The following is a 24,664-nucleotide window of genomic DNA, read 5'->3' on the forward strand; positions in this document are numbered from 1 at the left end:
TGTTCAGCGGGTGACGCGCCGCTCGACGACCTTGGCGGTCTGGTCGCGGAAGCTGCCGCTGAGCCTGCCGAGGCCCTTCTCCTTCGCGGTGGGGGTGTGCCCGTCGGCGAAGGTGGCGTAGCTGAAGACGATGTAGCGGCCCCAGACCAGTCCCGACGCGTAGCCGCCCGCGATGTGCACGCGCTCGGCGCCGGTGCCGGCGGTTCCGCGCAGGGCGCGGAACCACAGGTTCTTGCCGAGGTCCTTGGCCTGGTCGACCTTGACGGCCGCCTCCCGGGTGGGCAGGACCGCGACACCCGTGGTGACTGCGTACCTCTTCTTCTTGTCGACGTAGGTGGCCCGGAGCACGCGGCGGCAGTCGCCGTCCTCCAGCGCGGTGGCGAAGGCGCCCGCCGCGGCCTTGCCGCACTCCTGGGCCAGATGGGTCTTGACCCGGGTGAACGTGGTCCCGGAGACCGTCACCTTCTTGGCGAAGGCCTCGGCCAGGGTCATCTTGCCCGGGTCGGTCAGCTCGGAGTTGAGCACGGTGGCGTCGACGAGCTCCTCGGTCGGGATGTCCACCGGACTCTCCGACGCCGGGACGCTGACCTCCGGCGCGGCCGAGGGCGGGGCCTCGTCGGTGCTGAGCGACCGGTACGCGAAGAAGGCTCCGGCGCCGATGCCGCCCACCACGGCCGCGACCGCGGCCGCCGCCAGGATGATCCTGCCGCGGCCGGGGGCCGCGGCGGCAGGAGCGGGCGCTTCGGTCGTCACGGCCGAGGGCGGCTCGAAGGGCCCCCGCTCCGCCACGGGGCCGGACGGGCGGGCGCCGGACGGGGCCGGAGGGAGCGGGAGCGGCGGGGGCACGACCGGGAACCCTCCCGGAGGGGTCGGCTGGTCGGCGGAGGGGAGCGCGGGCGGCCCCACCGGGAGGGCCGTCGGGAGGGCCGCCGGGGGAGGCGGAGGCGCGGAGGCGGCCGGGGCCGGGGCCGGGGCGGGCGCGGGGGGCTGGGGCGAAGGCAGGCCCGGGGCGGGCGGCTCTCCGGCCCCCTGGGGATGCCCGGCGACCGGGGCGGGCGCAGCGGCCGGTCCGGTCTCGCCCGGGTCCGGGTGCGGCTCCCGGACGGGGTCGTCCGCCCCGGCGGTGGCGCCGGTCACGGGTGCGGTGCCATCAGCCACGGGTGTGGCGCCGTGAGGCGGGGCGGGATGGAGGTCCGGGCGGTCGCCCGGGGCGGCGGGAGCGGATTCCAGCGGATCCGGTGCGGCGGGTACGGCGGAGAAGGACTCCTGCCGGTCCGGCGTGCCGGGGGCGGGGACACGGGTGTCGACGGTGTTCTCCTGGCTCTCGGGGGTGGTGACGTCGTTCTCCTGACTCCCGGGGGCGGGGGCGATGACGTCGGGCTGGCCGGGGCGGATCTCCTCGTCTGCGTCGGGCCAGGACAGCTCCTCCACGGGCTCGCCGGTGGCCGCGGGCCAGACGGGGACGCCGGAGGTGTCCGAGGCGGGGGACGGCCACACCTGTATGCCGGCGGCGGCGGCGGTGAAGGCCGGCGGGGGCTGCCACGCCGGGGCGCTCTGCTCGCCGGGGCCGTCCGGCGAGCCGGAACCGGTTGCGGGCGGCGCGACGGGAGCGGGGACGGCGGGGGTCTCCGGCGCGAGCAGGTCGTAGGGGTCCCGCGGGCCGTACGGCGCCTGCGCGTCGTGGGGGGCCTGCGGGTCGTGGGAGGCGGGGCCGCCGTCCGGAGCCCACGGCCCGGCCGAGGGCTCCTGCCACGCCGCGGGGGCGTGAGGTGGTCCGTCGTCGGTGGGCTCGCTCGCAGGCACGGGCGACGAAGGCACGGGCGACGAGGGGCGCCCGAAGCTCGGCGGCGGCGTCGCCGGTACGGCCGAACCGTCGGTTTCGCGCTCGTGCTCGGATCCGGATTCCTGGCCACGCATACGTCGCAGCGTAGCGACAGCCGGAGATCGGCACGTGGGGTATGGGTGTTCCTGGCCGGATCGCCCGCCGGATTCATGCCCGAAAACACATGAACGGGGTGCTTACTCAGGGGCGCTTGCCGGTCAGGGAACGTGACTCCAGAGCGGGCGTGACGGTCGCGTCGACGACTCCGAACGCGGCCGCGTTGAGCTTCTTCTTCTCGGACGCGTTCGGCATGTGGCCGTCCTTGTACTGGAACCAGACCAGCACGGCGTAGTGGCCGTGCCGCCATCCGCCGACGAACGCCTCGCCGGTGCCGAGGAACTTGGTGACCTTGTCCTTGCCGGGCAGGACCTTGAGGTACTCCTTCGATCCCTTCTTGCCGCCGACGGCCTTGACGACCTTGGCCGCGGCCGCGGACGTCTCCAGGTTGGCCACGCCCACGGTCCCGATGACCTTCCCGGAGGCGTCGCGGAAGCTGGCGCGCAGGAATTGGTTGCACCTGCCCTGGGTGAGGGCCTTCTGGAGAGTGGCGCCGACCGCGGCGTCCTTGCACTTCTTGTCGTGCCGCTGGACCGTCATCGCGTAGTCCTGCCCCTTGACCCGGACCTTCTTGCTCTTGAACAGCTCGTCCAGCGCCAGCTTGTGCGGGTCGGTCTTGCGGGCCTCCGCGAAGCCGAACACGCCCCCGGGGTTGGCGGGGATCGCCGGGTCCGCGGCGGCCGGAGCCGGGACGTCCCCTGCGCCGGGCGGAGAGTCGTCCCCGGAACCGGCGAAGACGGCCAGGCCGACGCCGCCGGCGATGAGCACGCCGACCACGCCGATCGCGACGAAGGTGGGGAGGAGGGCACGAGGCCCCTCCTCGTAGGGGCTCCACGGCTGTTTGGCGGGGCGCGGCGTCCTGTCCGCCTTCTTCGGGCGCCCTGCGCCCCTGGAGGCCCCCGCTTTCCCGGAGGCCCCTGCGCCCCCGGAGGCCCCCGCGCTTCCGGGGTCCTCGAAGGTCCCCGGGCGCCGCGCGGGCTCGCCGGGGTACGGCGGCTCCGGCTGCGGGGCCCGGCGGGGCGCGTCCGCCGGCCCGGGGTCCGGCTGCCGGGGGGCGTGGCCGGGGGAGGGCGCGCCGAACCAGCTCTCGCCCTGTCCGTCCGGCCGGTCGTCCGGCTGTCCGTCCGGCTGTCCGTCCGGTCGTCCGCCCCACGCGGGCGGCCGCTGCGGCGCGCCGGGCGCGAACGGAGGCCGTGAGGGGCCGTCGGGCTGGACGTACGGCTGGCGGCGGGGAGAATCACCGGGGAAACCCATGCGCTGAGACTAGCTCCGTATCAGGGCGGACCCGGTCAGGAGTATCCGAAATCCTGGGTCCACCAGGGGCCGCCGGGTCCGTCCACCACGCCGACCCCGGTGGCCTTCAGCGTGCAGTTGAGGATGTTGCGCCGGTGGCCGGGGTTGGCCATCCAGCCCTCGACGGCCTCCTTGGCCGAGGTGTAGCCGCGGCCGATGTTCTCGGCGCCTCCGTCGGGGTATCCGGCGGCCTCCATCCGCTCCCAGGGGGAGAGGCCTCCGGGGGAGTCGTGCGAGAAATCGTCGTGCAGGGCCATCTCGGCGGAGTGCGCCCGCGCGGACCGCACCAGCCGCTCGTCGATCCGCAGGGGCGGGCAGCCGGCCCTGCGGCGCTCGATGTCGGTGAGCCGGACGACCTCGGTCTCCATCGCGCTCAGCGACCGCGAGAAACCCTCGCCGCCGTCGCCCCGCAGGGGGTAGCGGGAGTCGCCGTCGGTGAAGCCGTCGATGATGTTGCGCGGGCCGCGGGAGGAACGGGGGGCGGGGCTCCGCTTCGGGGTGGCGGCGGGGGTGGCGGACGGGCGGATCACCCGGCGCAGCGGCGCCCGCTGCTCGACGGCCCGGCCCGCCCCTCTGGCCGTGCCGGGCGAGGGGATCGCGGGAGCGGCCTCGTTCAGATAGACCTGGTCGGGCACCTGCTCGTCGCGGGTCTCCCTGCCCAGGACGAATCCGATGAACAGGACGGCCGCCAGGCAGGCGGACAGTCCCACGCGGCGCAAGCCGGTCCGCCGGGTATGCCAGGGGTAAGGGGACTGCCACATACTGCTAGCAACGATAGAGATGTTGAGATAGTTGAAGAAGGGAATGTCGGGAACGAGTTGCAAACGTTCTGCCGACCGCCGTTCCCCGGCCGTCCGGGCATCCCCCCGCGCGCGATAAACTCGCCCGGGGCACCGGTGAGGGCGTTGTTTTGACCCCTGCTCCTCTCCGGATGTATCCTGCTGATTCGTTGTGTGCGAATGGGTCTCTTCTGTAGACCGATACGCGGCGCGTCCGGCGTCATCTCCTTTTGGGAGACGGAAGGTCCGGGCTGTCGTGTGCCCGCACCTACCGACCATGTTGCTGTCATCTCCGACAGCGCCGAAGACGCGAACAAAGAAGGCATACGACCGTGCGCACGTACACACCCAAGCCTGCTGAAGTCGAGCGTCAGTGGTATGTCATCGACGCCACCGATGTCGTGCTCGGCCGGCTGGCCAGCCACGTCGCGACGCTGCTTCGCGGTAAGCACAAGCCGGTCTTCGCGAACCACGTCGACACCGGTGACTTCGTCATCGTCATCAACGCCGACAAGGTCGCGCTGACGGGCAACAAGCTCGAGACGAAGAAGGCCTACCGGCACTCGGGCTACCCTGGCGGTCTGCGTTCCGTGACCTACGCCGAGCTCATGGACAAGCGCCCCGAGCGCGCCGTCGAGAAGGCCGTGAAGGGCATGCTGCCCAAGAACGCCCTCGGCCGGAAGATGATCAAGAAGCTCAAGGTCTACTCCGGCGCCGAGCACCCGCACCAGGCCCAGCAGCCGGTGCCGTTCGAGATCACCCAGATCGCCCAGTAGCCGTACGAGCTGCGCATCGCCAGCAGCGTTGGCCGACGGCCGGCGCCGAGTAGGAAAGTTTGAGGAGAACCGTGGCTGAGCCCACCGGTGTCGAGACGCCCATCGAGGGCGAGCTGGACGACTACAACGCGGAGGAGTTCCCCTCCGAGTACACCACCGAGTCCGCCGCCGGCGGCGAGGCCGTGCGCAAGCCCATCACCCTGGGCAACTCGTACGGCACCGGCCGCCGCAAGGAGGCCGTCGCCCGCGTGCGCATCGTGCCGGGCACCGGCAAGTGGACGATCAACGGCCGTCCGCTCGACGTCTACTTCCCGAACAAGGTCCACCAGCAGATCGTCAACGAGCCCTTCGTGACGCTCGGCGCCGAGGGCCAGTTCGACGTCATCGCCCGCATCGACGGCGGTGGCGTCACCGGCCAGGCCGGTGCCCTGCGCATGGGCCTGTCCCGCGCGCTGGCGATCCTGGACGTCGAGGTCAACCGCCCGCCGCTGAAGAAGGCCGGCTTCCTGACCCGCGACGCCCGCGCCACCGAGCGTAAGAAGTACGGCCTCAAGAAGGCCCGCAAGGCTCCGCAGTACAGCAAGCGTTAAGACCTTGGGGCGCCTTTTCGGCACCGACGGGGTGCGGGGGGTCGCGGGCCGCGACCTCACCGCCGAGCTCGCCATGGACCTGTCCGTGGCGGCGGCTCATGTCCTCGGCGACGCCGGAGCGTTCAGCGCCGACGACGGGCGGTCCGGTTCCTCGCCGGACCGCCCGGTCGCCGTTGTGGGCCGGGATCCCCGGGCTTCAGGTGAATTCCTGGAGGCCGCGGTGGTCGCCGGCCTCGCGTCGTCCGGCATGGACGTGCTCCGGCTCGGCGTGCTGCCGACCCCGGCGGTCGCTTATCTGACGACGGCTCTCAGAGCCGACATGGGCGTGATGATCTCCGCCTCCCACAACCCCGCTCCGGACAACGGGATCAAGTTCCTCACCCGCGGCGGCTTCAAGCTGCCCGACGCGGTGGAGAACGAGATCGAGCAGCGTCTCGGCGAGGAGTGGACCCGCCCGGTCGGCGCCGCGGTCGGCCGGGTGCGCGAGGCGCACGGCGAGACCGACCGCTACGTCTCCCATCTGCTGTCCACGCTCCCCGGCCGCCTCGACGGCCTGAGCGTCGTCATCGACTGCGCCCACGGCGCCGCCCACGAGGTGGCTCCAGAGGCGCTGGTCCGGGCCGGGGCGAAGGTCGAGACCATCGGGGCCCGCCCCGACGGGCTGAACATCAACGCCGGCGTCGGCTCCACCCACCTGGACAAGCTCCGGCAGGTCGTGGTCTCCCGCGGCGCGGACGTCGGGATCGCCTACGACGGCGACGCCGACCGCTGCCTGGCGGTCGCGCACACCGGAGAGGTGGTCGACGGCGACCAGATCATGGCCGTGCTGGCCCTGGCCATGCACGCCGAGGGCCGCCTGGCGGGTGACACCGTGGTCGCCACGGTCATGTCCAACCTGGGCTTCAAGCTGGCGATGCGCGAGGCCGGGATCAACGTGGTCGAGACCGCGGTGGGCGACCGTTACGTCCTGGAGGCCATGCGGGAGGGCGGCTACACCCTCGGCGGCGAGCAGTCCGGGCATGTGATCATGCTCGACCACGCCACCACCGGGGACGGCCTGCTGACCTCGCTCCACCTGCTGGCGGCCGTGGCCCACCAGGGCAGGCCGCTGGCGGAGCTCGCCTCGGTGATGACCCGGCTCCCGCAGGTCCTGGTCAACGTCAAGGGTGTGGACCGGGCGAAGGCCTCGGTGCCGGCGCTGGCCGAGGCCGTCGCGGAGGCGGAGCGCGAGCTGGGGGAGACCGGCCGGGTGCTGATCCGCCCCAGCGGCACCGAGCCGATGATCCGTGTCATGGTCGAGGCTGCCTCCCCGGAGCAGGCCGAGCGGCTCGCGGAGCGGCTGGCGGACGTCGTCCGTGCGGTCTGCGTGTGACCCTCGTCCGCACGGTCTGCGTGTGAGTCTCGTCTGAGCGGTCCGCGCGTGAACCTCGTCTGAGCGGGTCCGGCGCCTCCTGATGGAGGCGCCGGACCCGCTCCGGCGTCTCTCCTTCGAAAATGGCGTCCGGCCTGCGGTTGCGCACGGTGGAGCCCGTTCCGGCGGAGGCCTCCCGAGGGTCCCTCCGCGTGGAACCGCGTTGACGGGCTACCGGAAAGTTCGCCATATTTGCGGACATGTTCTCTTTACGTCCCTTCGCGGGAGTGGCCCTCGCGTCCGCTCTCCTGACCGGCTTCACCGCCGCCCCGGCCTCCGCCGCGACCCCCGCAGCCGCGACGGTCACCAAGGTCGAGGCCGCCGGCACGGTCGAGACCGCGGCGGCCCGTCCCCGTAACGGGAGGATCCTCTACGCCCGCCTCCTCGGCGGCCACGGCACCCTGTCGGTCAAGAACGGCGGCCGGACGGACGCCGTCGTCACCCTCGTCCGGGGCAAGAAGAAGGCGGTCAGCGTCTACGTCCGCGCCAGGTCGACCGCGAAGGTCACCGGCGTCCGGGACGGCACCTACAAGGTCTACTTCACCAGCGGCTACCGGTTCAGCGTCTCGAAGGGCCGGTTCGGCCGGAACGCCGTCTACCAGCGCTTCGACAACCAGCTCCGGTTCACGACGACCTCGACCAGCTCGACCATCTGGAAGCTGACCATCACCCCCGTCAAGGGCGGCAACGCGCGCGCCCGCGGCGTCAACCCGAACGACTTCCCGGCCTGACCCCGCCAGACCCGTACGGCCCGCGCCCGGTGCGCGGGCCGTACCCGTCTCCGGGGCGGGGTCTCACTCGTCGCCGGTCAGGGAGAAGCTCCGCAGGCGCAGTCCCGCCCACACGACGGCGCCCACCGTGACGACCAGCAGCGCCGGCACGGCGAAGCCGAGCGCGATCTCGGTGCGCAGGAAGACCGAGGAGGACACCTGGTCGGCCACCGTCTGGGCCCACTGCTGGATCGAGAAGCGGCGGGCGCCGGGCACGAAGTTGCCCACCACGCCCTCCCAGACCACCGCGTAGGCGATGCCGATCGTGACGGCGTGCCGGGTCAGGACGCCCAGCAGCATGAACACCGCCGCGTAGGCGATGCCCCCGGCCAGGGCGCCCAGGGCGAACCCGGCCGCCACCCCGGCCTCCGCGCCGACCAGCAGGTAGGCGGCGGCGAAGGTCGGCACGGCGGCGAAGACGGCCACGACCGAGGCGGCGACCAGGAACTTGGTCTGCGCGATCACCGGCCGGGAGATCGGCTTGGCCAGCAGATGGAGGACCGTCCCGTCGTCGATCTCCGGGGCGATCACGCCGGTGCCGGCGATCAGGCCGAGCAGCGGCAGCATGATGCCGATGGCGAAGGTCTGCAGGAGGACCACCGTGGCCCGCTCGCCGTCGGCGCCGATCACCCGGAGCAGGGCGGTCAGGCCGAGCAGCACCAGGGGGAGCAGGACGAGCAACCAGACCCTCCGGCGGCCGAGCAGCGCCCGGTAGGAGATGTCGGCGATGACGGCGTTCATGATCTGCCGCTCCTGTCGATCAGGTAGGAGAAGACGCTCTCCAGGTCTTCGTCGGCGGGGGAGACCTGCCAGACCCGCACCCCGGTCTCCCGCGCCAGGCGGGGCAGGAGCCGGGTGAAGCGCCGGAAGTCCAGGGCCTGCACCGCCAGGCCCGTCTCGGTGAGGGAGACCGAGCCGGAGGAGGCGTCGGCGATCAGGGCCGAGGCCAGGCGGCGGTCGTCGCTGGAGCGGATCCGGAACAGGTGCGGCCGGTCGGTCATCCGGCGGCGGATCTCGCGGAAGTCGCCGGAGGCGGCGTGCCGGCCGGCGACCAGGACCTCGATGTGCTGGGCGACGCGCTCCACCTCCTCCAGGATGTGCGAGCTGAACAGGATGGTCCTGCCCTCGGCTCCCATGGAGCGGATCAGGTCCATCAGGTGCAGGCGCTGGCGCGGGTCCATGCCGTTGAACGGCTCGTCCAGCAGCAGCACCGCGGGGTCGTGCACGAGCGCCGCGGCGACCTTGATCCGCTGGCGCATGCCCTTGGAGTAGGTCTCGATCCGCCGGTCGGCGGCGCTCTCCATCTCGACCAGGGCCAGCGCCTTGGCGGTGGCGCCCTCGGGGTCGGGCAGGCGGTGCAGCCGTGCGCCGGAGAGCACGAACCGCCGGCCGGTGAGGAAGCCGTAGACGGCCTCGCGCTCGGGGACCAGGCCGATCGAGCGGTAGATCTCGTGGTTGCGCCAGATGCGGGCGCCGTCGAGGGTCACGGTCCCGCCGGAGGGCGCCAGGAAGCCGGCCATCATGTGCAGCAGCGTGGACTTGCCCGCGCCGTTGGGGCCGAGCAGGCCGGTGACGCCGGGCCCGATGGTCATGGTGACGTCGTTGACGGCCACCACGTTCCCGTACCAGCGGGAGACCTGAGCCAGTTCGATCTTCATCGCGCGGCCGCCTTCCGGTAACGGGCGATCAGGGCGGTCACCGAGAGCGCGACCAGGGCGAGCATGATGGCGATCGCGCCCGCCACGCCGATCCCGGTCGGGTAGGAGCCGGGACCGGACGGTTCGGCGCCGAAGATCCCCACCTGGACGGCCGCGTCCACGAGGAAGAAGGGGTTGATCAGCCAGGCCCAGCCGGCGGCGGTGTAATCGTTGACCGACTCCAGCATCGCGGCCACGGCGGCCGAGACGCCCGAGGAGAGCAGGTAGAGCGCGATGACCGCGGCGACGCCCAGCCCGCGCCGGGGGGTGAACGAGGCGATCGCCACGCCGAGGCAGGACAGCAGCACCGCGTAGCCGGCCGAGCCCGCCATGCTCGTCAGGTACTCGCCGGTGCGCGCGGGCCACGGGGGACCGACGATCAGCTCTCCGGCGAGGAGCACGGTCAGCGGTACGGCCAGCAGCAGGAAGACCGCGGCCGCCATCGCCGCGAGCTTCGCCCCGACGTAGTCCCCGATCGTCACCGGGCGCGACAGGTAGAGCGGCAGCACCTTGAAGCGCAGGTCCGGCGCGACGGTGTACGGCGCCTGCGCGGCGAGGAAGATCGCCAGCACGGTCTGCATGACGACCGCGTACTCGGTGTAGCCCATGACCCGCTGCTGGGCCAAGGCCATGGCCGCGATGGAGACCACGGTGGGGAGCATCATGACTCCCGCGAGCGTGAAGGGGATGATCTTCGCGCGGGCCGTGCGGCCGAGGCCGAAGACACCGCGGAGGCTGTGCCAGGTCAGGGCGGCCGTCGCGTGCCGGCGGCCGAGGCGCGGCCCGTCGTAGTGGCGGTACCCGATGTCGTGGATGACGCCGGTGGCGGCGGTGCCCCCCGCGGAGGTCCCCGCGGAGGTCCCCGCAGGGCTCCCTGCGGGGGTCTCGGGGGTGCCGGCGGCGGAGGTCCCGTCACCGGTGGGGCCGGGGGTCCCGGCGGTGGGGATGGGGTCAGGCATCGGCGGGCTCCCTGAAGACGTCCTCGATGCGCCGGCGGCCCTGCTCCATGCGGATGAGACAGAGGTCGAGGTCGCAGACGGCGTCGCGGAGGGTGTCGTAGGTCTCGGGGGTCCGCACGTCGACCAGGAGCGTGCGGCCTTCGGTGGTGACGGTCTCACCCAGCTCGGCCAGGCGGGCGGCCAGCAGATCCCGGCCCTCCTCGACCTCGACCGTGACGGTCCGGGTCTCCTGGGTGAACTCGGAGATGGCCGAGGAGCGCAGCAGCGTGCCGCCGTCGATCACGATGACGTGGTCGCAGATCCGCTCCAGCTCGCCGAGGAGGTGGGAGGTGACCAGCACGCTGATGCCGAACTCGGTGCCGATCCGGCGGATCAGGGAGAGCATCTCGTCGCGGCCGGCCGGGTCGAGCCCGTTGGTGGGCTCGTCCAGGAAGACCAGCTTCGGGTCGTGGACCAGCGCCTGGGCCAGCTTCACCCGCTGCTTCATCCCGGTGGAGTAGCCGCCCATCGCGCGGTAGCGCTCCTCGTACAGGCCCACGTGGCGCAGCACGTCGGCGGCGCGCTCGCGGGCGGCGGTGCGCGGCAGCCCGGACATCCGGGCCATGTGCACGGTGAACTCGGTGGCGGACAGGTCGGGCGGGAGGCAGTCGTGCTCGGGCATGTAGCCCACGACCCGGCGGATCTCGGCTCCCCGGGTCGTCACGTCCATGCCGAGCACGTGCGCACCCCCGGCGGAGGGCTCGAGCAGGCCCAGCAGGATCTTGATCAACGTGGACTTGCCCGCGCCGTTGGCGCCGACCAGTCCGGTCACGCCGGGTCCGACGGCGACGGTGAGCCGGTCGAGCGCGGTCACCCGGGGAAAGCGCCTGGTGAGTCCCTCGGTGGCGAGGATGGTCATGATCGGACACTACCGGCCCGGAGGCGGGAGCGCCTCGGCCGTCCGGACGATCGGACCCTCGTCCGGAAGTCCGGGAGAACCCTGGGGACGCGGCCCGCGGACCAGGGCCGGGCGGGCGATCGGGCCGGGCGGGCGTGCGGTCGGTCGGGCCGGGCGGGCGTGCGGTCGGGCCGGGTCAGACGCGGCGCAGCCGTACCCGCCGGATCGCGTGGTCGGCGCCCTTGTGCAGCACGAGACCGGCCCGGCCCCGGGTGGGGGCGATGTTCTCGACGAGATTGCGCTCGTTGATGTCGCGCCAGACCTCCTTCGCGAACGCCGTGGCCTCCTCGTGGGACATCTCGGCCAGGTGCCGGAAGTAGGACTTGGGGTCCTCGAAGGCCGTGCGGCGGAGCTTGTGGAAGCGGTCCAGGTACCAGTCGCGGATGTGCTCGGTCTTGGCGTCCACGTAGATCGAGAAGTCGAAGTAGTCGTTGACCGCCAGCGCGGTCGGCGGCGCGGGCTGCAGGACGTTGAGGCCCTCGACGATGAGGATGTCGGGCCGGCGCACGGTCTGCACCGCGCCGGGCACGATGTCGTACTCCAGGTGGCTGTAGACCGGGGCGCTCACCTCCGGCTGCCCCGCCTTGACGGCGGCCACGAACCTGACCAGCGCCCGCCGGTCGTAGCTCTCCGGGAAGCCCTTGCGGTGCATGATGTTCCGCTCGGTGAGGACCCGGTTCGGGTGGAGGAAGCTGTCGGTGGTGATCAGCTCCACCCGGGGGTGCTCGGGCCAGCGGGCCAGCAGGGTGTTCAGCAGCCGCGCCGTGGTCGATTTGCCGACCGCGACGCTCCCGGCGATGCCCAGGATGTACGGGGCGGGCTCCCGGCTGGAGCCGAGGAAGGTGGTGACCGCGGCGCTGCGCTGCCGGGCCCCGGTGAAGTGCAGGTTGAGCAGGCGCGTCAGCGGCAGGTAGACGTCGGTGACCTCGGCCAGGTCGATCGGATCGTCGACTCCGCGCAGCTCCTCCAGTTCGTCCTCGGTGAGCGTGAGCGGCGTGTTCTTGCGGAGCTCGCTCCACTGCTCCCTGCTCAGCTCCACGTACGGCGTCGCCGTGTCCCACCCTGCCATGGCTCGCAAGCCTACTGATCGGTCACCGGGGGCCCCGGACGGGGCTCCCGGTACGGCTCCGCCCGCCGGCGGCCGAGGCGCCGGCCACGACGATCCTTCCCGTCGGAACTCCTTGAAGCGTGGAGACCCCTGCCTTCAGGCGCGGAGAGGAGATCAATCCCCCACCAGCCGGATGGCCGCCGCCGGGCAGACCGCCGCGGCCTCCCGCACCTGCTCGTGGAGCTCGGCGCCGGGCGTCTCGTCCAGCACGACCGCGACGCCGTCCTCGTCCCGCTGGTCGAAGACCTCCGGGGCGACCATGACGCACTGGCCCGCCGCCACGCACTTGGGCTCGTCGAGTTCTACACGCATGAGGTTTCCTCCTTGCTTCTTCGTCTCGGCGGGGGCACCGGTCACCAGGTGACGGGCAGGGAGCGCAGGCTGTAGGCGACGCCCTCGAACGCGAACTCGACCTCGTCGTCCGGGACGGCCAGGCGGAGCGTCGGGACGCGCCGGTAGAGCGTGCCGTAGACGACCTGGAGCTCCACCCGGGCCAGGGACTGGCCGAGGCACTGGTGCGGGCCGTACCCGAACGCCTGGTGCCGGCGGGCGGGCCGGGCCAGGTCGAGCCGCTCGGGCTCGGGGAAGGCGAGCTCGTCCCAGTTCGCGGCGGACAGGTCGAAGATGACGCCGTCCCCGGCGCGGATGACCTGGCCGCCGATCTCGATGTCCTCGGTGGCGATCCGGCGCACGCCGGTGTGCACGATCGTCAGATAGCGCAGGAGCTCCTCGACCGCGCCGGCGACGACCTTCGGGTCGCCGGTCCCGCGCAGCACGGCGAGCTGGCCGGGGTTGCGGAGCAGGGCGAGCGTGCCGAGGGGGATCATGCTCGCGCTGGTCTCGTGCCCGGCGATCAGCACGGCCACGCTCATGGTGACCGCCTCCTCGCCGGTCATCTCGCCGGCCCTCACCCGGGCGGCCAGCTCCGAGATCATGTCGTCGGCGGGCTCCGCCATCTTCTCGGCGAGCAGGCCGCCGAGGTGCACGGCCAGCGCGACGCTCGCCTCCCGGGCCTCCTCCCCCGACGACTCGTGGCTCAGCACGAGGTTGCTGTTGCGCTGGAAGAACCCGTGGTCCTCGTACGGCACGCCCAGCAGCTCGCAGATCACCAGTGTCGGCACCGGCAGGGCCAGGGCGGTGACGAGGTCGACCGGGTTCGGCCCGGCCAGCATGGCGTCGATCCGCTCATCGACGATCTTCTGGATCGCGGGCCGCATGGCCTCGATCCGCTTGACCATGAACGGGCCGTTGACCATCCGGCGGAGCCGGGTGTGCTCGGGCGCGTCGGTGTTGGTGATCAGCTTCGGGGTGGTCTTCGCGACCTCGGCCCGGCCCCGGGTCATGTGCGGGAAGCCGGGCAGCTTCTCGTCGATGCTGAGCCGGGGGTCGGTGAGCAGGGCCCGGTGGTCGGCGTGCCGGGTGACGAGCCAGGGCGTGCTGCCGTCCCAGATCCGCACCCGCGAGACGGGGGCCTCGGCGGTCAGCCGCCGCAGGGGCGCCGGGGGTGGAACGGGCAGCGGGCGTCCCGGGACATCGGATAGCCGGGGACGGGCGACGCCGCTCCGCCGGAGGCGTCGGCCGGCGTGTCGGTCATGTCTGTTCCTCGCTTCGATCTCGGGCCGGACGGCGGCTCGCCGCCTCGCCGATCAATTAGTCGATTACTAGCCGATCGGCAAGTAATTGGCGAGTGACTATGATGCAGGTCACTTGCCGTTCGGCAAGTTGACAGCCTGCCGATCGGCAGGCCGAGCTGCTGCCGCCTGTCCGGGCTGACGAGCTAAAATCAAGGACACCGGAGAAGCCCGGTGCCGTGAGAAGGAGCACATGTGGCCGCCAGAGCCGTCCAGCGAGCATCCAGCGAGACCCACACCCGGCAGCGCCTCGTCGAGGTCGCGGTCCGCCTGTTCTCCCGGCACAGTTTCGCGGGCACCTCGCTCCAGATGATCGCCGACGAGCTCGGGATCACGAAGGCGGCCGTCTACCACCACTTCCGCACCCGCGAGGAGCTGCTCACCGCGGTGGTCGAGCCGGTGCTGAGCCGGATGCGGGCCGTCGTCGAGACCGCCGAGGCGAAGCGCACCCCCCGGGCGCGGGCGGAGCACGTGCTCGCCGGATACGCCGATCTCGCCGTGGAGCACCGGGCCGTGGTCGGCTTCCTCGCCTGCGACGCGGGTGTGATCGAGATGCTGCGCGCCCGGCCCGAGACGTGTGACCTGATCGACCGCCAGCTGGACCTCCTCGCCGCCGTCGTCCCCGGCCCGGCCGGGCGCGTCAACGCCGCCATGGTGCTGGCGGGCATCGCCGCCGCGGTGGGCCCGGCCCGGATCGACCTCGGCGACGACGCGCTGCGCGAGCACCTCCTCGAGGCCGGCCGGCGCACCCTGGGGCTCCGGGCCCCGCGCCGCCCCGCCGTCCCGGCCCCGATGTGACGAACGGCCCTACGGCCTCAGGACGGCCTGCTCTGGCCGCGATCTCCCGCCGGAAGGCACTCTGGAGTCAGAAGACGACATCGGGTGACACCGGGGGATCACACACCATGTGCAACTACTGCGGCTGCCGCGACTTCCCGCTGATCGGACGGCTCTCCGAGGAGCACTGGGAGATCGAGGAGACCGCCGGGACGCTGCGCCGGGCCATCAACGAGGGCCGGTACGGCGACGCGGGCACGCTCCTCGACGAGCTGCTCGCCCAGTTGCTCCCGCACACCGCCACCGAGGAGAGCGGGCTCTTCGCCGAGCTGCGCGCCGAGGGCTCGCTGGCCGAGGAGGTCGACAAGCTCTGCGCCGAGCACGACGACATCCACGGGGTGTTCAGCGGGATCGACCGGGACGACCCCGACTGGCCCGCCGTGCTGGAGGCGATCCGCAAGCTGCACCACCACATCGACCACGAGGAGCACGGCCTCTTCCCCGCCTCGATCATCATGCTGCCGATCGCGGCCTGGGACCGCATCACCCCGGAACAGCCGGTGGGCGGCTGAGTCCTTCCCCGACGCGCTCGTGACGCGCCCGGCCGCCGGGAGGCGTACGGTCCCCGCCCCCGCGGACCGTGCGCCTCCCGGCGGCCGTGTCCGTGGTGTGTCCGTGGTGTGTCCGTGGTGTGTCCGTGGTGTGTCCGTGGCTGTGGCGTGATCGGTGATGACCGGGGCCGACCGGGGCTGACCTGGGGTGACCGGGGCGCCGCTCCGGCCGGGGCCGAAGGGCCCACGGGATCCGGGACCGAAGTCCCCTCCGGGAGTGACCTGCGCCGGTGCCCGCGCGCCGGCGCCGTACCTAGGGTCTGTGACATGACCGATGCGCGACCGCTCCGCCGCCTGGCCGGCTCGCGGTTCGCGGTGCCCATGACCGGCGTCCACGTCCGCCGCGTCTTCGACGAGCGTTGTCCCGCGGTCTGACGCCGCACCCTCCGGCGTCCGCCGCACCCGGGCGCCGGCCGGCCCCTCCCGGCCGGTCGGCGCCGCCTCTCACCGCGACCCCGCCGAGGACGCCCTCCCATGCTCGAAGACCTGCGCGCCGTCTGCCGGCGCGACCCCGCCCTGTACGGAGCACACATGATCGAGGTCGTGCTGTACCCGGGCCTGTGGGCGGTGTGGATCCACCGTCTCTCCCACCGCCTGCACCGCCGCGGCCTGCCCTTCGCGCCGCGCCTGATCTCGCAGCTCGCCCGGGCCCTGACCGGAGTCGAGATCCACCCCGGCGCGCGCATCGGCCGCCGCCTGGTCATCGACCACGGGGCGGGTGTCGTCATCGGCGAGACCGCCGTCATCGGCGACGACGTCACGCTCTACCACCGCGTCACCTTGGGCGGGCGCGGTTTCCGGTCCGACGGCAAGGGCGCCGCCCGCCACCCGGTCATCGGCGACCGGGTGACCGTCGGCGTGGGCGCCTCGATCCTCGGGCGCGTGCACGTCGGGGACGACGCGTCGGTCGGCGCCCACGCCCTCGTCCTGGAGGACGTGCCCGCCGGCGCCCGGGTCTCGGCGCCGCCCTCCACCGTCAGCGCCGCCAACGCTGGCAGCGCCGCCAACGCCGCCAGCGCCGCCGGTGCCGCCGGTGCCGCCGGTGCCGCCGGTGCCGTTCCCCGTCCCGCCCCGCTGCCGCGGGTGACCACCAGGAGATGATCCCCGTGACCGCGATCCACCCCGACGTCCTGTCCCTCATCGGCCGCACCCCGCTGGTACGGCTGGCGCGCTTCGGCGTGGACCTGCCCGGACGCCTCGTCGCCAAGCTGGAGTCCGCCAACCCGGGCGGGAGCGTCAAGGACCGCATCGCCCGGGCGATGATCGAGGCGGCCGAGGACGCCGGCCGTCTCGCCCCCGGAGACCACGTCGTCGAGCCGACCAGTGGCAACACCGGGATCGGCCTGGCCATGGTTGCCGCGGCGAAGGGCTACCGGCTGACGCTGACCATGCCGGAGAGCATGAGCCTCGAGCGCCGGGCCCTGCTGGCGGCCTACGGCGCCGACCTGGTGCTCACCCCGGCCGCCGCGGGCATGAGGGGCGCGGTGGCCGAGGCGTCCCGGCTCGCGGCCGAGCACGGCTGGTTCATGCCCCAGCAGTTCGCCAACCCGGCCAATCCCGACGTGCACCTGCGCACCACCGGGCAGGAGATCTGGGAGGACACCGCCGGCGAGGTCGACGCGCTGGTCGCCGGGGTCGGCACCGGAGGCACGGTCACCGGCGTGGGGCGCTTCCTGAAGGACAAGAAGCCGGGCGTGCGGGTGGTCGCCGTCGAGCCCGCCGAGTCCCCGGTGCTGTCCGGCGGGACGGCGGGCCCGCACGGGATCCAGGGGATCGGCGCCGGGTTCGTGCCCGAGGTGCTGGACACCGGGGTCTACGACGAGGTGCTCCGGGTCTCCGTGGAGGAGGCCCGGGACGACGCCCGCAGGCTCGCCCGCACCGAGGGCATCCTCGCCGGGGTGTCCGGCGGCGCGGCCCTGAGCGCGGCCACGGCCGTCGCCGCGCGCCCGGAGAACGAGGGCCGGCTGATCGTCGTGGTCCTCCCGGACACCGGTGAGCGCTACCTCAGCACCCCCCTGTTCACGGTGTAACGGTGTGGAGCAGTCCACGGTGTGGAGCAGTCCACGGTGTGGAGCAGTCCACGGTGTGGAGCAGTCCACGGTGCGGCGCGTCCGCCCTCACGCCCATCCCCACACCGTCCCCCACCATCCCCGTCCTCATCCCCGTCCTTCTTCCGGGCCTCCCGCCCGAGGGCCCGGGACACCTCCCGGAGCCCGCCCGCCCACCCGGCCCACCGGCCGCAGACGAGAGGAATCCCATGACAGCGCAGGAGACGGAGAACCCGCAGGCCGCCGTCCTGGCCACGATCCGCGCCCACCACGACAAGCTCGGCCGTACGGTGGCCGACCACGCGGTGACCATCGCCCGCTCGGTCGACCGGCTGATGCCGGTGCCCGCCCGGCAGGCGGCGCTGGTCGCCTACTGCACCGAGGAGGTGCTGCCGCACGCGATGGCGGAGGAGGAGACGCTGTACCGCGTGGCGGCGGACCTGCCCGAGACGGAGCTGCTCGCGCGCGCCATGAGCGCCGAGCACACCGTGCTGCGCGACCTCGTCGGGGAGCTGGAGAGGGCGGGCACCCCCGGCGAGGCGGTCAGCGCCGCCGCGGCGCTCAACGCCCTGTTCCAGGCGCACCTGGCGAAGGAGAACGACGTCCTGCTGCCCGCCCTCGCCGACACCGGCGTCGACCTCGCCGCCCTGCTCGACGGGATGCACGAGATCCTCGGGGAGCCCTCCTCCGCGCAGGGGTGCGGGTGCGGCGGCTGCGGCTGCGGCGTCGGAGAGGCCGGAACGCCGGGCCCGTACGTCGCCGGCGAGCTCGACGTGCGCCGCCTGGTCCCCGCCCGGCGACACGAGCAGATCTTCGCCACCTTCGGCGACCTGCCGCCGGGGACGGCGTTCGTGCTCGTCAACGACCACGACCCCAAGCCCCTCTATTACCAGTTCGCCGCCGAGCACCCGGGGGAGTTCACCTGGGAGTACGAGGAGGCCGGGCCGGCCGTGTGGCGGGTGCGCATCGGCCGCTCCTGAGCGCCGCGGCACGGCCGGGGATCCCGGCGCGCGGGCGGCCGTGCCGTGACCGCCCCGGCCGCCCGCGCGGGCCCCGTACCCTGGGGCGGTGATCGTGGGCATCGGTGTGGACGTCGTGGACGTGGCCAGGTTCGCCGCGACGCTGGAGCGCACGCCCGGGCTGCGGGCGCGGCTGTTCACCGAGCGGGAGCGCGGGCTGCGGACGGAGTCCCTGGCCGCGCGGTTCGCGGCCAAGGAGGCCGTCGCCAAGGCGCTCGGGGCCCCGCCCGGGCTGCTCCACGCCGAGGCCGAGGTGGTGACCGGTGAGCACGGCCGCCCGGAGTTGCGGGTGACCGGGCGGGCCGCCGAGGTCGCCGGAGCGCTGGGCGTGGCCCGCTGGCACATCTCACTGACACATGACGGGGGCGTCGCCGTCGCCTATGTGATCGCCGAGGGTTAGATTCGGCAGGGTGCGGACGGCATACACCTCTGACCAGATCAGGGCGGCCGAGGCGGCGCTGATGGCGACGCTGCCCGAGGGCGCGCTCATGGAACGTGCGGCCACCGGGCTCGCGGTGGTCTGCGCCCGGATGCTCGGCCGGGTGTACGGCTCCCGGGTCGTGCTGCTGGCCGGCGGCGGGGACAACGGTGGCGACGCCCTGTACGCCGGAGCCCGCCTGGCGGCCCGCGGGGCGCGGGTGGACGCGGTCCTGGCCGGGACGCGGGTGCACGCGGCAGGTCTGGCGGCACTGCGCCGGGCGGGCGGGCGGGTGCTGGACCTCCGGGACGCCCCGTCCCGGAACGCCCTCTCCTCGGACGTCCTTTCCCCGGGGGGGCCTTCCTCGGACGTCCCTTCCACGGAGGCCCGGTCCCGGAACGGCACGGTGGAAGGCGGGGCGGGCGGCGCGGTGGAAGGCACGGCGGGCGGCACGGCTCCCGCGGAGGGCCACCGGGCCCGTGCCGGGGTGCCCGCCGCGGTCGCCGGGCTGGTCGCCGCCGCCGACCTGGTCGTGGACGGGCTGGTCGGCATCGGCGGGTCGGGCGCCCTGCGCGAGCCGTACGCGGCGCTGGCCCGGATCGCCGGGGAGGCACCCTGCGCCGTCGTCGCGGTGGACGTGCCGAGCGGTGTGGACGCGAGCGACGGGCGGGTCGAGGGCGCGGCGGTCCGCGCGGACGTCACGGTCACCTTCGGGGCGCTCAAGACCGGGCTGCTGGTCGATCCGGGCGCGGAGCGCGCCGGCCGGGTGGAGTTCGTCGACATCGGGCTGGGGCCGTACCTGCCGGACCCCGACGTGGCCGCGCTGACGGACGAGGACGTCGCGCTGCGGCTGCCGCGGCCGGACGCCCGCTCCGACAAGTACCGCCGGGGGGTCGTCGGGATCGTGGCCGGGAGCCGGCGCTACACCGGCGCGGCGGTGCTGTGCGTGGGCGGCGCGGTCCGGGGCGGGGCCGGCATGGTGCGCTACGCGGGGGTCGCCGAGCCGGTGGCCGGGGTGCGGGCCCGCTGGCCGGAGGCGGTGGTCACCGAGCTGGCACCGGGGGAGGGGGCCGGCGAGGTCGGCCGGGTGCAGGCGTGGGTGCTCGGGCCCGGCCTCGGCACCGACGCGGACGCGTTCGCACTGGCCCGCTCGGTGCTGGCGAGCGACCTGCCGGTGCTGGTGGACGCCGACGCGCTGACGCTGGCCGCCGAGGACCGGTCGCTGCTGCGGCGCGCCGCGCCGACGCTGCTCACCCCGCACGCCGGAGAGCTGGCCCGGCTGCTGGGGGTGGGCCGGTCGCGGATCGAGGCGCGCCGGCTGGAGCACGTGCGGCGGGCGGCCCGGGAACTGGGCGCGACGGTGCTGCTGAAGGGCTCGACCACGCTGGTCGCCGAGGCGGGCAGGCCGGTCCGGGTCAACCCCACCGGGAGCCCGTGGCTGGCCACCGGCGGGACCGGCGACGTGCTGGCCGGGTTCGCGGGCGCGCTGCTGGCGGCCGGGCTGAGCTGCTACGACGCGGCCTCGTGCGCGGCCTACCTGCACGGCCTGGCCGGGCATGCGGGCCCGGTCTCCGCGGGGGACGTCGCGGAGGCGCTGCCCGCCGTCGTCAGGGCGGCTGTGAACGGGCCGTCGTCGGGGCGGCTGTGAACGGGCTTCGGCATCAGGATGGAGCTGCCAGACTGGAAAGATGAGTTTCCCGACGACCCCCGCCGAGGTGACGACCCCCGCCGAGGCGCGGGTGGATCTGTCCGCGATCCGGGAGAACGCCGCACTGCTGCGGGAGCGCGCCGCCGGCGCCCTGCTCATGGCCACGGTCAAGGCCGACGGGTACGGGCACGGGATGGTCCCGGTCGCGCGTGCCGCGCTGGAGGGCGGCGCCGACCGGCTGGGCACCGCCTACGTGCGCGAGGCACTGACCCTGCGGGCCGCGGGCGTCACCGCGCCGGTGCTGGCGTGGCTCATCCCGCCGGGCGAGCCGCTCGAGGAGGCCGTCGCGAAGGACGTGGAGCTGGCGGCCGGGGCGCCGTGGCTGGTGGACGAGATCGCGGCGGCGGCGGGCCGGGCGGGGCGGCCGGCCCGGGTGCATCTGAAGATCGACACCGGCAACGGGCGCGGCGGCGCGACCGCCGCGGACTGGCCCGCGCTGCTGGAGCGGGCGCTGGCCCTGCAGGCGGCGGGGACGGTCGAGATCGCCGGCCTCTGGTCGCACCTGGCCTGCGCGGACATCCCCGGGCACCCGTCCGTCGAGGTCCAGCTCGACGCCTTCGACGAGGCGGTGGGGGTCGCGGAGAAGATGGGCGCGGCCGGTCCCGGCGTGCTCCGCCACATCGCCAACTCGGCGGCGACCCTGACGGTCCCGCGGGCCCGCTACGACATGGTCCGGCCGGGCATCGCGCTCTACGGGCTGAGCCCGGTCCCGCAGCTGGGGGACTTCGGGCTGCGCCCGGCGATGACGCTGGTGGCGCGGGTCGCGCTGGCCAAGCGGGTCCCGGCGGGTTCCGGAGTGTCCTATGGGCACCTTTATGTCACAGATTGTGAAACAACGCTTGCTCTTGTCCCTCTCGGGTATGCGGACGGCATCCCCCGGCACGCCACCAACCAGGCGGAGGTGCTGGCGGGAGGCCGCCGGCGGCGCATCGCCGGACGGGTCTGCATGGACCAGTTCGTGATCGACGTGGGGGACGACCCTCTGACGGAGGGAGACGAGGTGATCCTGTTCGGTGAGGGCTCACACAATGAGCCGACCGCACAGGAATGGGCGGATTCCCTCGGCACGATCACGTATGAGATCGTGACCGGGATCGGTTCGCGCGTACCACGCGTTTACCGGTAAAGGGGGTGCGCGATGGCTACTACGACACGACGCAAGGTGGGGATCGCGAGCGCGGTCTTCGGTGCGGCGTCCGCCGGAGTGGCGGCCGCCACCTTCGCCAAGCGGTACGCCGTGGGCCGGATCAGGCTCCGCCCGGACCTGGAGGCCAGTGAGCCGCTGGGCGAGCTGCGCGGCCGGCCGCACACGGTCAGGACCTCGGACGGGGTCTCCCTGCACGTCGAGGTCGACGGTCCCGAGGACGCGGCGCTGACCGTGGTGCTCTGCCACGGTTACACGCTCAACCTGGACTCCTGGCACTACCAGCGGCGTGACCTGCGCGACTCCTACCGCCTGGTGCTGTGGGACCAGCGCTCGCACGGGCGCTCCCAGCGCACCAAGGTCGACGACTCCACGATCGACCGGCTCGGCGAGGACCTGTACGAGGTGCTCCAGGAACTGGCCCCCGGGCCGTGCGTGCTCGTCGGCCACTCCATGGGCGGGATGACGATCATGGCGCTCGCGGACCGGCACCCCGAGCTCTTCGGCGACCGGGTCAAGGGCGTGGCCCTCATCTCCACCTCCGCGGGCAAGCTGGCCGAGGTCTCGCTGGGCCTGCCCGCCCTGCTCTCCAAGGCCGTGCACATGATCACGCCCGGCACGGTGGCCATGCTCGGCCGCCGGGGGGCGCTGGTGGACAAGGGCCGCCAGGCCGGCAGCGACGTGGCCTTCCTGGTCCTGCGCCACCTGGGGTTCGGCGACTCCGAGAACGTCAGCCCCACCGTGGTCGACTTCGTCGAGTCGATGATCCGCTCCACCCCCTTCGAGGTCATCGCGGACTTCTACCCGGCGCTGATGTCGCACGACAAACTGAGCGCGCTGGGCGTGCTGGACGGCGTGCCCACCTCCATCGTCGTCGGCGACGGCGACTGGCTGACCCCCGTCGAGCACAGCAAGGCGATGGCCGCGGCGCTGCCGCGCGCCTGGTACACCGAGGTGCCGGGCAGCTCGCACCTGGTCCAGCTGGAGCGGCCGGGCGCGGTCAACGACGCCCTGCGCGACCTGCTGAAGCGCGTGGCGGCCGACGCCGCCGAGGAGTGAGGGCCCGCGCGGCCGCCGGAGCGCGGCCGGGCGGGCGGTGGGATGCGGAGGCGGCGGACCGCGAGAGCGCGACGACCGCCGGGAGTGGGAGCGAGCGGGCAGTGAGGGTGAGCGGGCAGTGAGAACGGTGGCGACCGCCGAGGAGATGCGGGAGCTGGGCGCCGAGCTGGCCGGGCTGCTGCGCCCGGGTGACCTGGCGGTGCTCTCCGGTCCCCTCGGCGCGGGCAAGACGACCCTGGTCCAGGGCATCGCCGAAGGGCTCAAGGTGCGCGGGCCGATCACCTCGCCGACCTTCGTGATCGCCCGGGTGCACCCCTCGCTGGCGGGCGGTCCCGCGCTGGTGCACGTGGACGCCTACCGGCTCGGCGGCGACCTGGAGGTCGACGACCTGGACCTGGACGCCTCCCTGGAGGAATCGGTCACGCTGGTGGAGTGGGGGGAAGGCCTGGTCGAGGGCCTCGCCGAGGACCGGCTGGAGATCCGCATCGACCGGGGCGAGACGGGCGAGGAGCGCACGGTGCGGCTCCGCGGGGTCGGCGCCCGGTGGCAGGAGATCCCCGCGCACTTGGTATAGATCATCTTTACCGATGATCGACTCCGGCGGCCTTGCCCATGTTTAATGGGGAACAGGCGGGAAGTCGTGTCGGCCGAGGGTCGTCGGTCGGGCTGCGGAGTGGGGTGCGACGGTGCCAAAGGTCATGCGTGTCGCTGCTGTCGGGGCCATCGCCCTGATCGGGATGACCGGCTGCACGGCGGAGCCGGAGGCGGAGAACGCCGCGGCGACCTCCTCTCCGGGCGCGACGGCGCCCGGGCGGGCCGACATCGAGGTCCAGCTCCAGCCCGCCCGGGTGAAGGCCGGGGAGAAGGTCTGGGTGCTGGCCAACTGCCCGATCCCCCAGGGCGGCCCCGAGCACCGGGGCACGGCCTCCTCGGAGGTCTTCCGCACCCCCGTCACGCTCGACCCGATCCTGGCGACGCCCACCCCGGTGCCCTCCGGCACCGCCACGCCCACGCCGCGCCCGTGGGTGCGCGGGCAGGCCACCGTCGCCGGGGGCGTCAAGCCCGGCGTCTACGACATCAACGCCCGCTGCGAGGGCACCAACGACACCGGTACGGCCAGCCTCCGCGTGGTGGCGGACAGCACGCCCAGCGCCCGGCCGACCACGACCCGCACCCCGGTCAGCACCAAGGCCCCGCACACCGGTGGCGGCGGCACCGCGGCCGGCGGTCCCGAGGACGCGGGCACGCCGCTGGGCGCGGCCGGGGTCCTGGTCGCCGCGCTCCTGGCCGGAGGCGTCGGCATCGCGGTCGTACGGCACCGCCGCTCCTAGTCCCCATGGCCGACTCCCCCCGCTGGTCGCGGATCGTCGTGGCCGGAGTGCTCACCGGCGCCGCCATGGTGGCCTTCGGCCGGGGCGACGGCCGGGACGCCGGGCCCGTCCGGCCCGAGGTCGTGCCCGAACGCCTCGAGATCCCGTCGCTGGGCGTGAAGGCGCCGCTGATGAGACTCGGCGTGGACGACGGCGAGGTCGAGCTGCCGCCGTACGAGAAGCCGGGCGTCGCCGGCTGGGTGGAGGACACCGCGGTCCCCGGCGACCCCGGGCCCGCCGTGATCCTGGGACACGTCGACACCAAGGACGCCCCGGCGGTCTTCTACAAGCTCAGGAGCATGCGCGAGGGCCAGGCCATCAAGGTCAGGCGCAGCGACGGCGAGGTCGCCCAGTACCGCGTCGACGCCGTCGAGCAGGTGTCCAAGGACCGTTTCCCCGCGGACAAGGTCTACGTGGAGGACGGCCTGCGCCTGGTCACCTGCGGCGGGCGGTTCGACTGGGACCGGAACCAGTACGACGACAACGTGATCGTCTACGCCACCCTGGTCAAACCCGCCGACTCCCAGGCCTGACCTGGGGAAACCGCGGAAAAACCGCGACGAAATCAGTCGTTTCTAGTCTCACTGCCGTAGATCGAAGAACCGGTCACGGCAGTGAGA

At 73.5% G+C, this 24,664-nt stretch carries 26 protein-coding genes; 16 read left to right on the plus strand and 10 right to left on the minus strand.

Going from position 1 to position 24,664, the window contains the following annotated elements:
• Window positions 1-3 precede the first annotated feature (3 nt).
• The 3 genes from ACFOWE_RS05530 to ACFOWE_RS05540 form a co-directional block, all read right to left on the minus strand.
• On the minus strand, window positions 4-1,803 hold the full coding sequence (locus tag ACFOWE_RS05530; protein WP_377285825.1) for a hypothetical protein: 1,800 nt from the start codon (window positions 1,801-1,803) through the stop codon (window positions 4-6).
• A 220-nt stretch (window positions 1,804-2,023) separates the two neighbouring features.
• Entirely contained in the window at window positions 2,024-3,193 is a 1,170-nt protein-coding gene (locus tag ACFOWE_RS05535) for a hypothetical protein (protein WP_377285826.1), read from the minus strand.
• A gap of 35 nt (window positions 3,194-3,228) precedes the next feature.
• Window positions 3,229-3,942, minus strand: coding sequence for a CAP domain-containing protein (locus tag ACFOWE_RS05540; RefSeq protein WP_377285828.1), 714 nt, complete (start codon window positions 3,940-3,942; stop codon window positions 3,229-3,231).
• 401 nt (window positions 3,943-4,343) lie between these two features.
• Here ACFOWE_RS05540 and rplM point away from each other — a divergent pair, with 401 nt between their 5' ends.
• The 4 genes from rplM (at window position 4,344) to ACFOWE_RS05560 (ending at window position 7,519) form a co-directional block, all read left to right on the plus strand.
• A complete protein-coding gene (rplM, locus tag ACFOWE_RS05545; protein WP_377285829.1) occupies window positions 4,344-4,787 on the plus strand; it encodes a 50S ribosomal protein L13 in 444 nt (147 codons plus the stop codon).
• A 71-nt stretch (window positions 4,788-4,858) separates the two neighbouring features.
• Window positions 4,859-5,377, plus strand: a complete 519-nt coding sequence (rpsI, locus tag ACFOWE_RS05550) for a 30S ribosomal protein S9 (RefSeq protein ID WP_377285830.1) — start codon at window positions 4,859-4,861, stop codon at window positions 5,375-5,377.
• A gap of 4 nt (window positions 5,378-5,381) precedes the next feature.
• Window positions 5,382-6,749, plus strand: coding sequence for a phosphoglucosamine mutase (gene glmM, locus ACFOWE_RS05555; RefSeq protein WP_377285832.1), 1,368 nt, complete (start codon window positions 5,382-5,384; stop codon window positions 6,747-6,749).
• A gap of 239 nt (window positions 6,750-6,988) precedes the next feature.
• Window positions 6,989-7,519 carry a hypothetical protein gene (locus ACFOWE_RS05560; protein ID WP_377285833.1) on the plus strand — a complete coding sequence of 177 codons (531 nt, stop codon included), beginning with the start codon at window positions 6,989-6,991 and terminating at the stop codon, window positions 7,517-7,519.
• 63 nt (window positions 7,520-7,582) lie between these two features.
• On the opposite strand, the gene ACFOWE_RS05565 is transcribed toward ACFOWE_RS05560, so the two are convergent.
• The 7 genes from ACFOWE_RS05565 to ACFOWE_RS05595 all read right to left on the minus strand — a co-directional run bounded on the left by ACFOWE_RS05565 (window position 7,583) and on the right by ACFOWE_RS05595 (window position 13,716).
• Entirely contained in the window at window positions 7,583-8,299 is a 717-nt protein-coding gene (locus ACFOWE_RS05565) for an ABC transporter permease subunit (RefSeq protein ID WP_377285834.1), read from the minus strand.
• Complete coding sequence (locus tag ACFOWE_RS05570; RefSeq protein ID WP_377285835.1) at window positions 8,296-9,216, minus strand: ABC transporter ATP-binding protein; 921 nt, start codon at window positions 9,214-9,216, stop codon at window positions 8,296-8,298. Before ACFOWE_RS05570 ends, ACFOWE_RS05565 begins: the two co-directional genes overlap by 4 nt.
• Window positions 9,213-10,214: an ABC transporter permease gene (locus ACFOWE_RS05575; protein WP_377285836.1), complete on the minus strand. Its 1,002-nt coding sequence runs from the start codon at window positions 10,212-10,214 to the stop codon at window positions 9,213-9,215. The genes ACFOWE_RS05570 and ACFOWE_RS05575 overlap by 4 nt, the downstream gene beginning before the upstream one ends.
• Window positions 10,207-11,112, minus strand: coding sequence for an ABC transporter ATP-binding protein (locus tag ACFOWE_RS05580; RefSeq protein ID WP_377285837.1), 906 nt, complete (start codon window positions 11,110-11,112; stop codon window positions 10,207-10,209). The genes ACFOWE_RS05575 and ACFOWE_RS05580 overlap by 8 nt, the downstream gene beginning before the upstream one ends.
• A 175-nt stretch (window positions 11,113-11,287) precedes the next feature.
• Window positions 11,288-12,220 (minus strand): type I pantothenate kinase, encoded by a 933-nt coding sequence (coaA, locus tag ACFOWE_RS05585; protein WP_377285839.1) that lies wholly within the window; start codon window positions 12,218-12,220, stop codon window positions 11,288-11,290.
• A 153-nt stretch (window positions 12,221-12,373) separates the two neighbouring features.
• Window positions 12,374-12,571 (minus strand): ferredoxin, encoded by a 198-nt coding sequence (locus ACFOWE_RS05590; protein ID WP_377285841.1) that lies wholly within the window; start codon window positions 12,569-12,571, stop codon window positions 12,374-12,376.
• A 41-nt stretch (window positions 12,572-12,612) separates the two neighbouring features.
• Window positions 12,613-13,716 (minus strand): cytochrome P450, encoded by a 1,104-nt coding sequence (locus ACFOWE_RS05595; protein WP_377285842.1) that lies wholly within the window; start codon window positions 13,714-13,716, stop codon window positions 12,613-12,615.
• Between the two features lie 369 nt (window positions 13,717-14,085).
• Between ACFOWE_RS05595 and ACFOWE_RS05600 the strand changes: the two genes are divergently transcribed.
• The 12 genes from ACFOWE_RS05600 to ACFOWE_RS05655 all read left to right on the plus strand — a co-directional run bounded on the left by ACFOWE_RS05600 (window position 14,086) and on the right by ACFOWE_RS05655 (window position 24,577).
• Complete coding sequence (locus ACFOWE_RS05600) at window positions 14,086-14,688, plus strand: TetR/AcrR family transcriptional regulator (RefSeq protein WP_377285843.1); 603 nt, start codon at window positions 14,086-14,088, stop codon at window positions 14,686-14,688.
• A 107-nt stretch (window positions 14,689-14,795) separates the two neighbouring features.
• On the plus strand, window positions 14,796-15,239 hold the full coding sequence (locus tag ACFOWE_RS05605) for a hemerythrin domain-containing protein (RefSeq protein ID WP_377285845.1): 444 nt from the start codon (window positions 14,796-14,798) through the stop codon (window positions 15,237-15,239).
• A gap of 513 nt (window positions 15,240-15,752) precedes the next feature.
• Entirely contained in the window at window positions 15,753-16,379 is a 627-nt protein-coding gene (gene epsC, locus ACFOWE_RS05610) for a serine O-acetyltransferase EpsC (protein ID WP_377285846.1), read from the plus strand.
• Window positions 16,376-17,308, plus strand: a complete 933-nt coding sequence (gene cysK / locus ACFOWE_RS05615; RefSeq protein WP_449301202.1) for a cysteine synthase A — start codon at window positions 16,376-16,378, stop codon at window positions 17,306-17,308. The genes epsC and cysK overlap by 4 nt, the downstream gene beginning before the upstream one ends.
• 227 nt (window positions 17,309-17,535) lie before the next feature.
• Window positions 17,536-18,306 (plus strand): DUF2249 domain-containing protein, encoded by a 771-nt coding sequence (locus tag ACFOWE_RS05620; protein ID WP_377285847.1) that lies wholly within the window; start codon window positions 17,536-17,538, stop codon window positions 18,304-18,306.
• Between the two features lie 88 nt (window positions 18,307-18,394).
• Window positions 18,395-18,745 carry a holo-ACP synthase gene (locus tag ACFOWE_RS05625; RefSeq protein WP_377285848.1) on the plus strand — a complete coding sequence of 117 codons (351 nt, stop codon included), beginning with the start codon at window positions 18,395-18,397 and terminating at the stop codon, window positions 18,743-18,745.
• A gap of 61 nt (window positions 18,746-18,806) precedes the next feature.
• On the plus strand, window positions 18,807-20,411 hold the full coding sequence (locus ACFOWE_RS05630; protein WP_377286448.1) for an NAD(P)H-hydrate dehydratase: 1,605 nt from the start codon (window positions 18,807-18,809) through the stop codon (window positions 20,409-20,411).
• 40 nt (window positions 20,412-20,451) lie between these two features.
• Window positions 20,452-21,597: an alanine racemase gene (alr, locus tag ACFOWE_RS05635; RefSeq protein WP_377285849.1), complete on the plus strand. Its 1,146-nt coding sequence runs from the start codon at window positions 20,452-20,454 to the stop codon at window positions 21,595-21,597.
• A 12-nt stretch (window positions 21,598-21,609) separates the two neighbouring features.
• Window positions 21,610-22,674, plus strand: a complete 1,065-nt coding sequence (locus ACFOWE_RS05640) for an alpha/beta fold hydrolase (protein WP_377285850.1) — start codon at window positions 21,610-21,612, stop codon at window positions 22,672-22,674.
• A 118-nt stretch (window positions 22,675-22,792) separates the two neighbouring features.
• Window positions 22,793-23,248: a tRNA (adenosine(37)-N6)-threonylcarbamoyltransferase complex ATPase subunit type 1 TsaE gene (gene tsaE, locus ACFOWE_RS05645; protein WP_377285852.1), complete on the plus strand. Its 456-nt coding sequence runs from the start codon at window positions 22,793-22,795 to the stop codon at window positions 23,246-23,248.
• Between the two features lie 124 nt (window positions 23,249-23,372).
• Complete coding sequence (locus tag ACFOWE_RS05650; RefSeq protein ID WP_377285853.1) at window positions 23,373-24,005, plus strand: hypothetical protein; 633 nt, start codon at window positions 23,373-23,375, stop codon at window positions 24,003-24,005.
• A gap of 5 nt (window positions 24,006-24,010) precedes the next feature.
• Window positions 24,011-24,577 carry a class F sortase gene (locus ACFOWE_RS05655; protein ID WP_377285855.1) on the plus strand — a complete coding sequence of 189 codons (567 nt, stop codon included), beginning with the start codon at window positions 24,011-24,013 and terminating at the stop codon, window positions 24,575-24,577.
• The last annotated feature ends 87 nt before the right edge of the window (window positions 24,578-24,664 follow it).

The sequence above is a fragment of the Planomonospora corallina genome, assembly GCF_042650625.1.
Classification (GTDB): domain Bacteria; phylum Actinomycetota; class Actinomycetes; order Streptosporangiales; family Streptosporangiaceae; genus Planomonospora_B; species Planomonospora_B corallina.

Coding starts and splice junctions, on each gene's coding strand:
- ACFOWE_RS05535 (WP_377285826.1), bottom strand. CDS start 3,193: ATGGGTTTCCCCGGTGATTCTCCCCGCCGCCAGCCGTACGTCCAGCCC.
- ACFOWE_RS05560 (WP_377285833.1), top strand. CDS start 6,989: ATGTTCTCTTTACGTCCCTTCGCGGGAGTGGCCCTCGCGTCCGCTCTC.
- ACFOWE_RS05565 (WP_377285834.1), bottom strand. CDS start 8,299: ATGAACGCCGTCATCGCCGACATCTCCTACCGGGCGCTGCTCGGCCGC.
- ACFOWE_RS05570 (WP_377285835.1), bottom strand. CDS start 9,216: ATGAAGATCGAACTGGCTCAGGTCTCCCGCTGGTACGGGAACGTGGTG.
- ACFOWE_RS05575 (WP_377285836.1), bottom strand. CDS start 10,214: ATGCCTGACCCCATCCCCACCGCCGGGACCCCCGGCCCCACCGGTGAC.
- ACFOWE_RS05580 (WP_377285837.1), bottom strand. CDS start 11,112: ATGACCATCCTCGCCACCGAGGGACTCACCAGGCGCTTTCCCCGGGTG.
- coaA (WP_377285839.1), bottom strand. CDS start 12,220: ATGGCAGGGTGGGACACGGCGACGCCGTACGTGGAGCTGAGCAGGGAG.
- ACFOWE_RS05590 (WP_377285841.1), bottom strand. CDS start 12,571: ATGCGTGTAGAACTCGACGAGCCCAAGTGCGTGGCGGCGGGCCAGTGC.
- ACFOWE_RS05605 (WP_377285845.1), top strand. CDS start 14,796: ATGTGCAACTACTGCGGCTGCCGCGACTTCCCGCTGATCGGACGGCTC.
- epsC (WP_377285846.1), top strand. CDS start 15,753: ATGCTCGAAGACCTGCGCGCCGTCTGCCGGCGCGACCCCGCCCTGTAC.
- cysK (WP_449301202.1), top strand. CDS start 16,376: ATGATCCCCGTGACCGCGATCCACCCCGACGTCCTGTCCCTCATCGGC.
- ACFOWE_RS05620 (WP_377285847.1), top strand. CDS start 17,536: ATGACAGCGCAGGAGACGGAGAACCCGCAGGCCGCCGTCCTGGCCACG.
- ACFOWE_RS05630 (WP_377286448.1), top strand. CDS start 18,807: ATGGCGACGCTGCCCGAGGGCGCGCTCATGGAACGTGCGGCCACCGGG.
- alr (WP_377285849.1), top strand. CDS start 20,452: ATGAGTTTCCCGACGACCCCCGCCGAGGTGACGACCCCCGCCGAGGCG.
- ACFOWE_RS05640 (WP_377285850.1), top strand. CDS start 21,610: ATGGCTACTACGACACGACGCAAGGTGGGGATCGCGAGCGCGGTCTTC.
- ACFOWE_RS05650 (WP_377285853.1), top strand. CDS start 23,373: ATGCGTGTCGCTGCTGTCGGGGCCATCGCCCTGATCGGGATGACCGGC.
- ACFOWE_RS05655 (WP_377285855.1), top strand. CDS start 24,011: ATGGCCGACTCCCCCCGCTGGTCGCGGATCGTCGTGGCCGGAGTGCTC.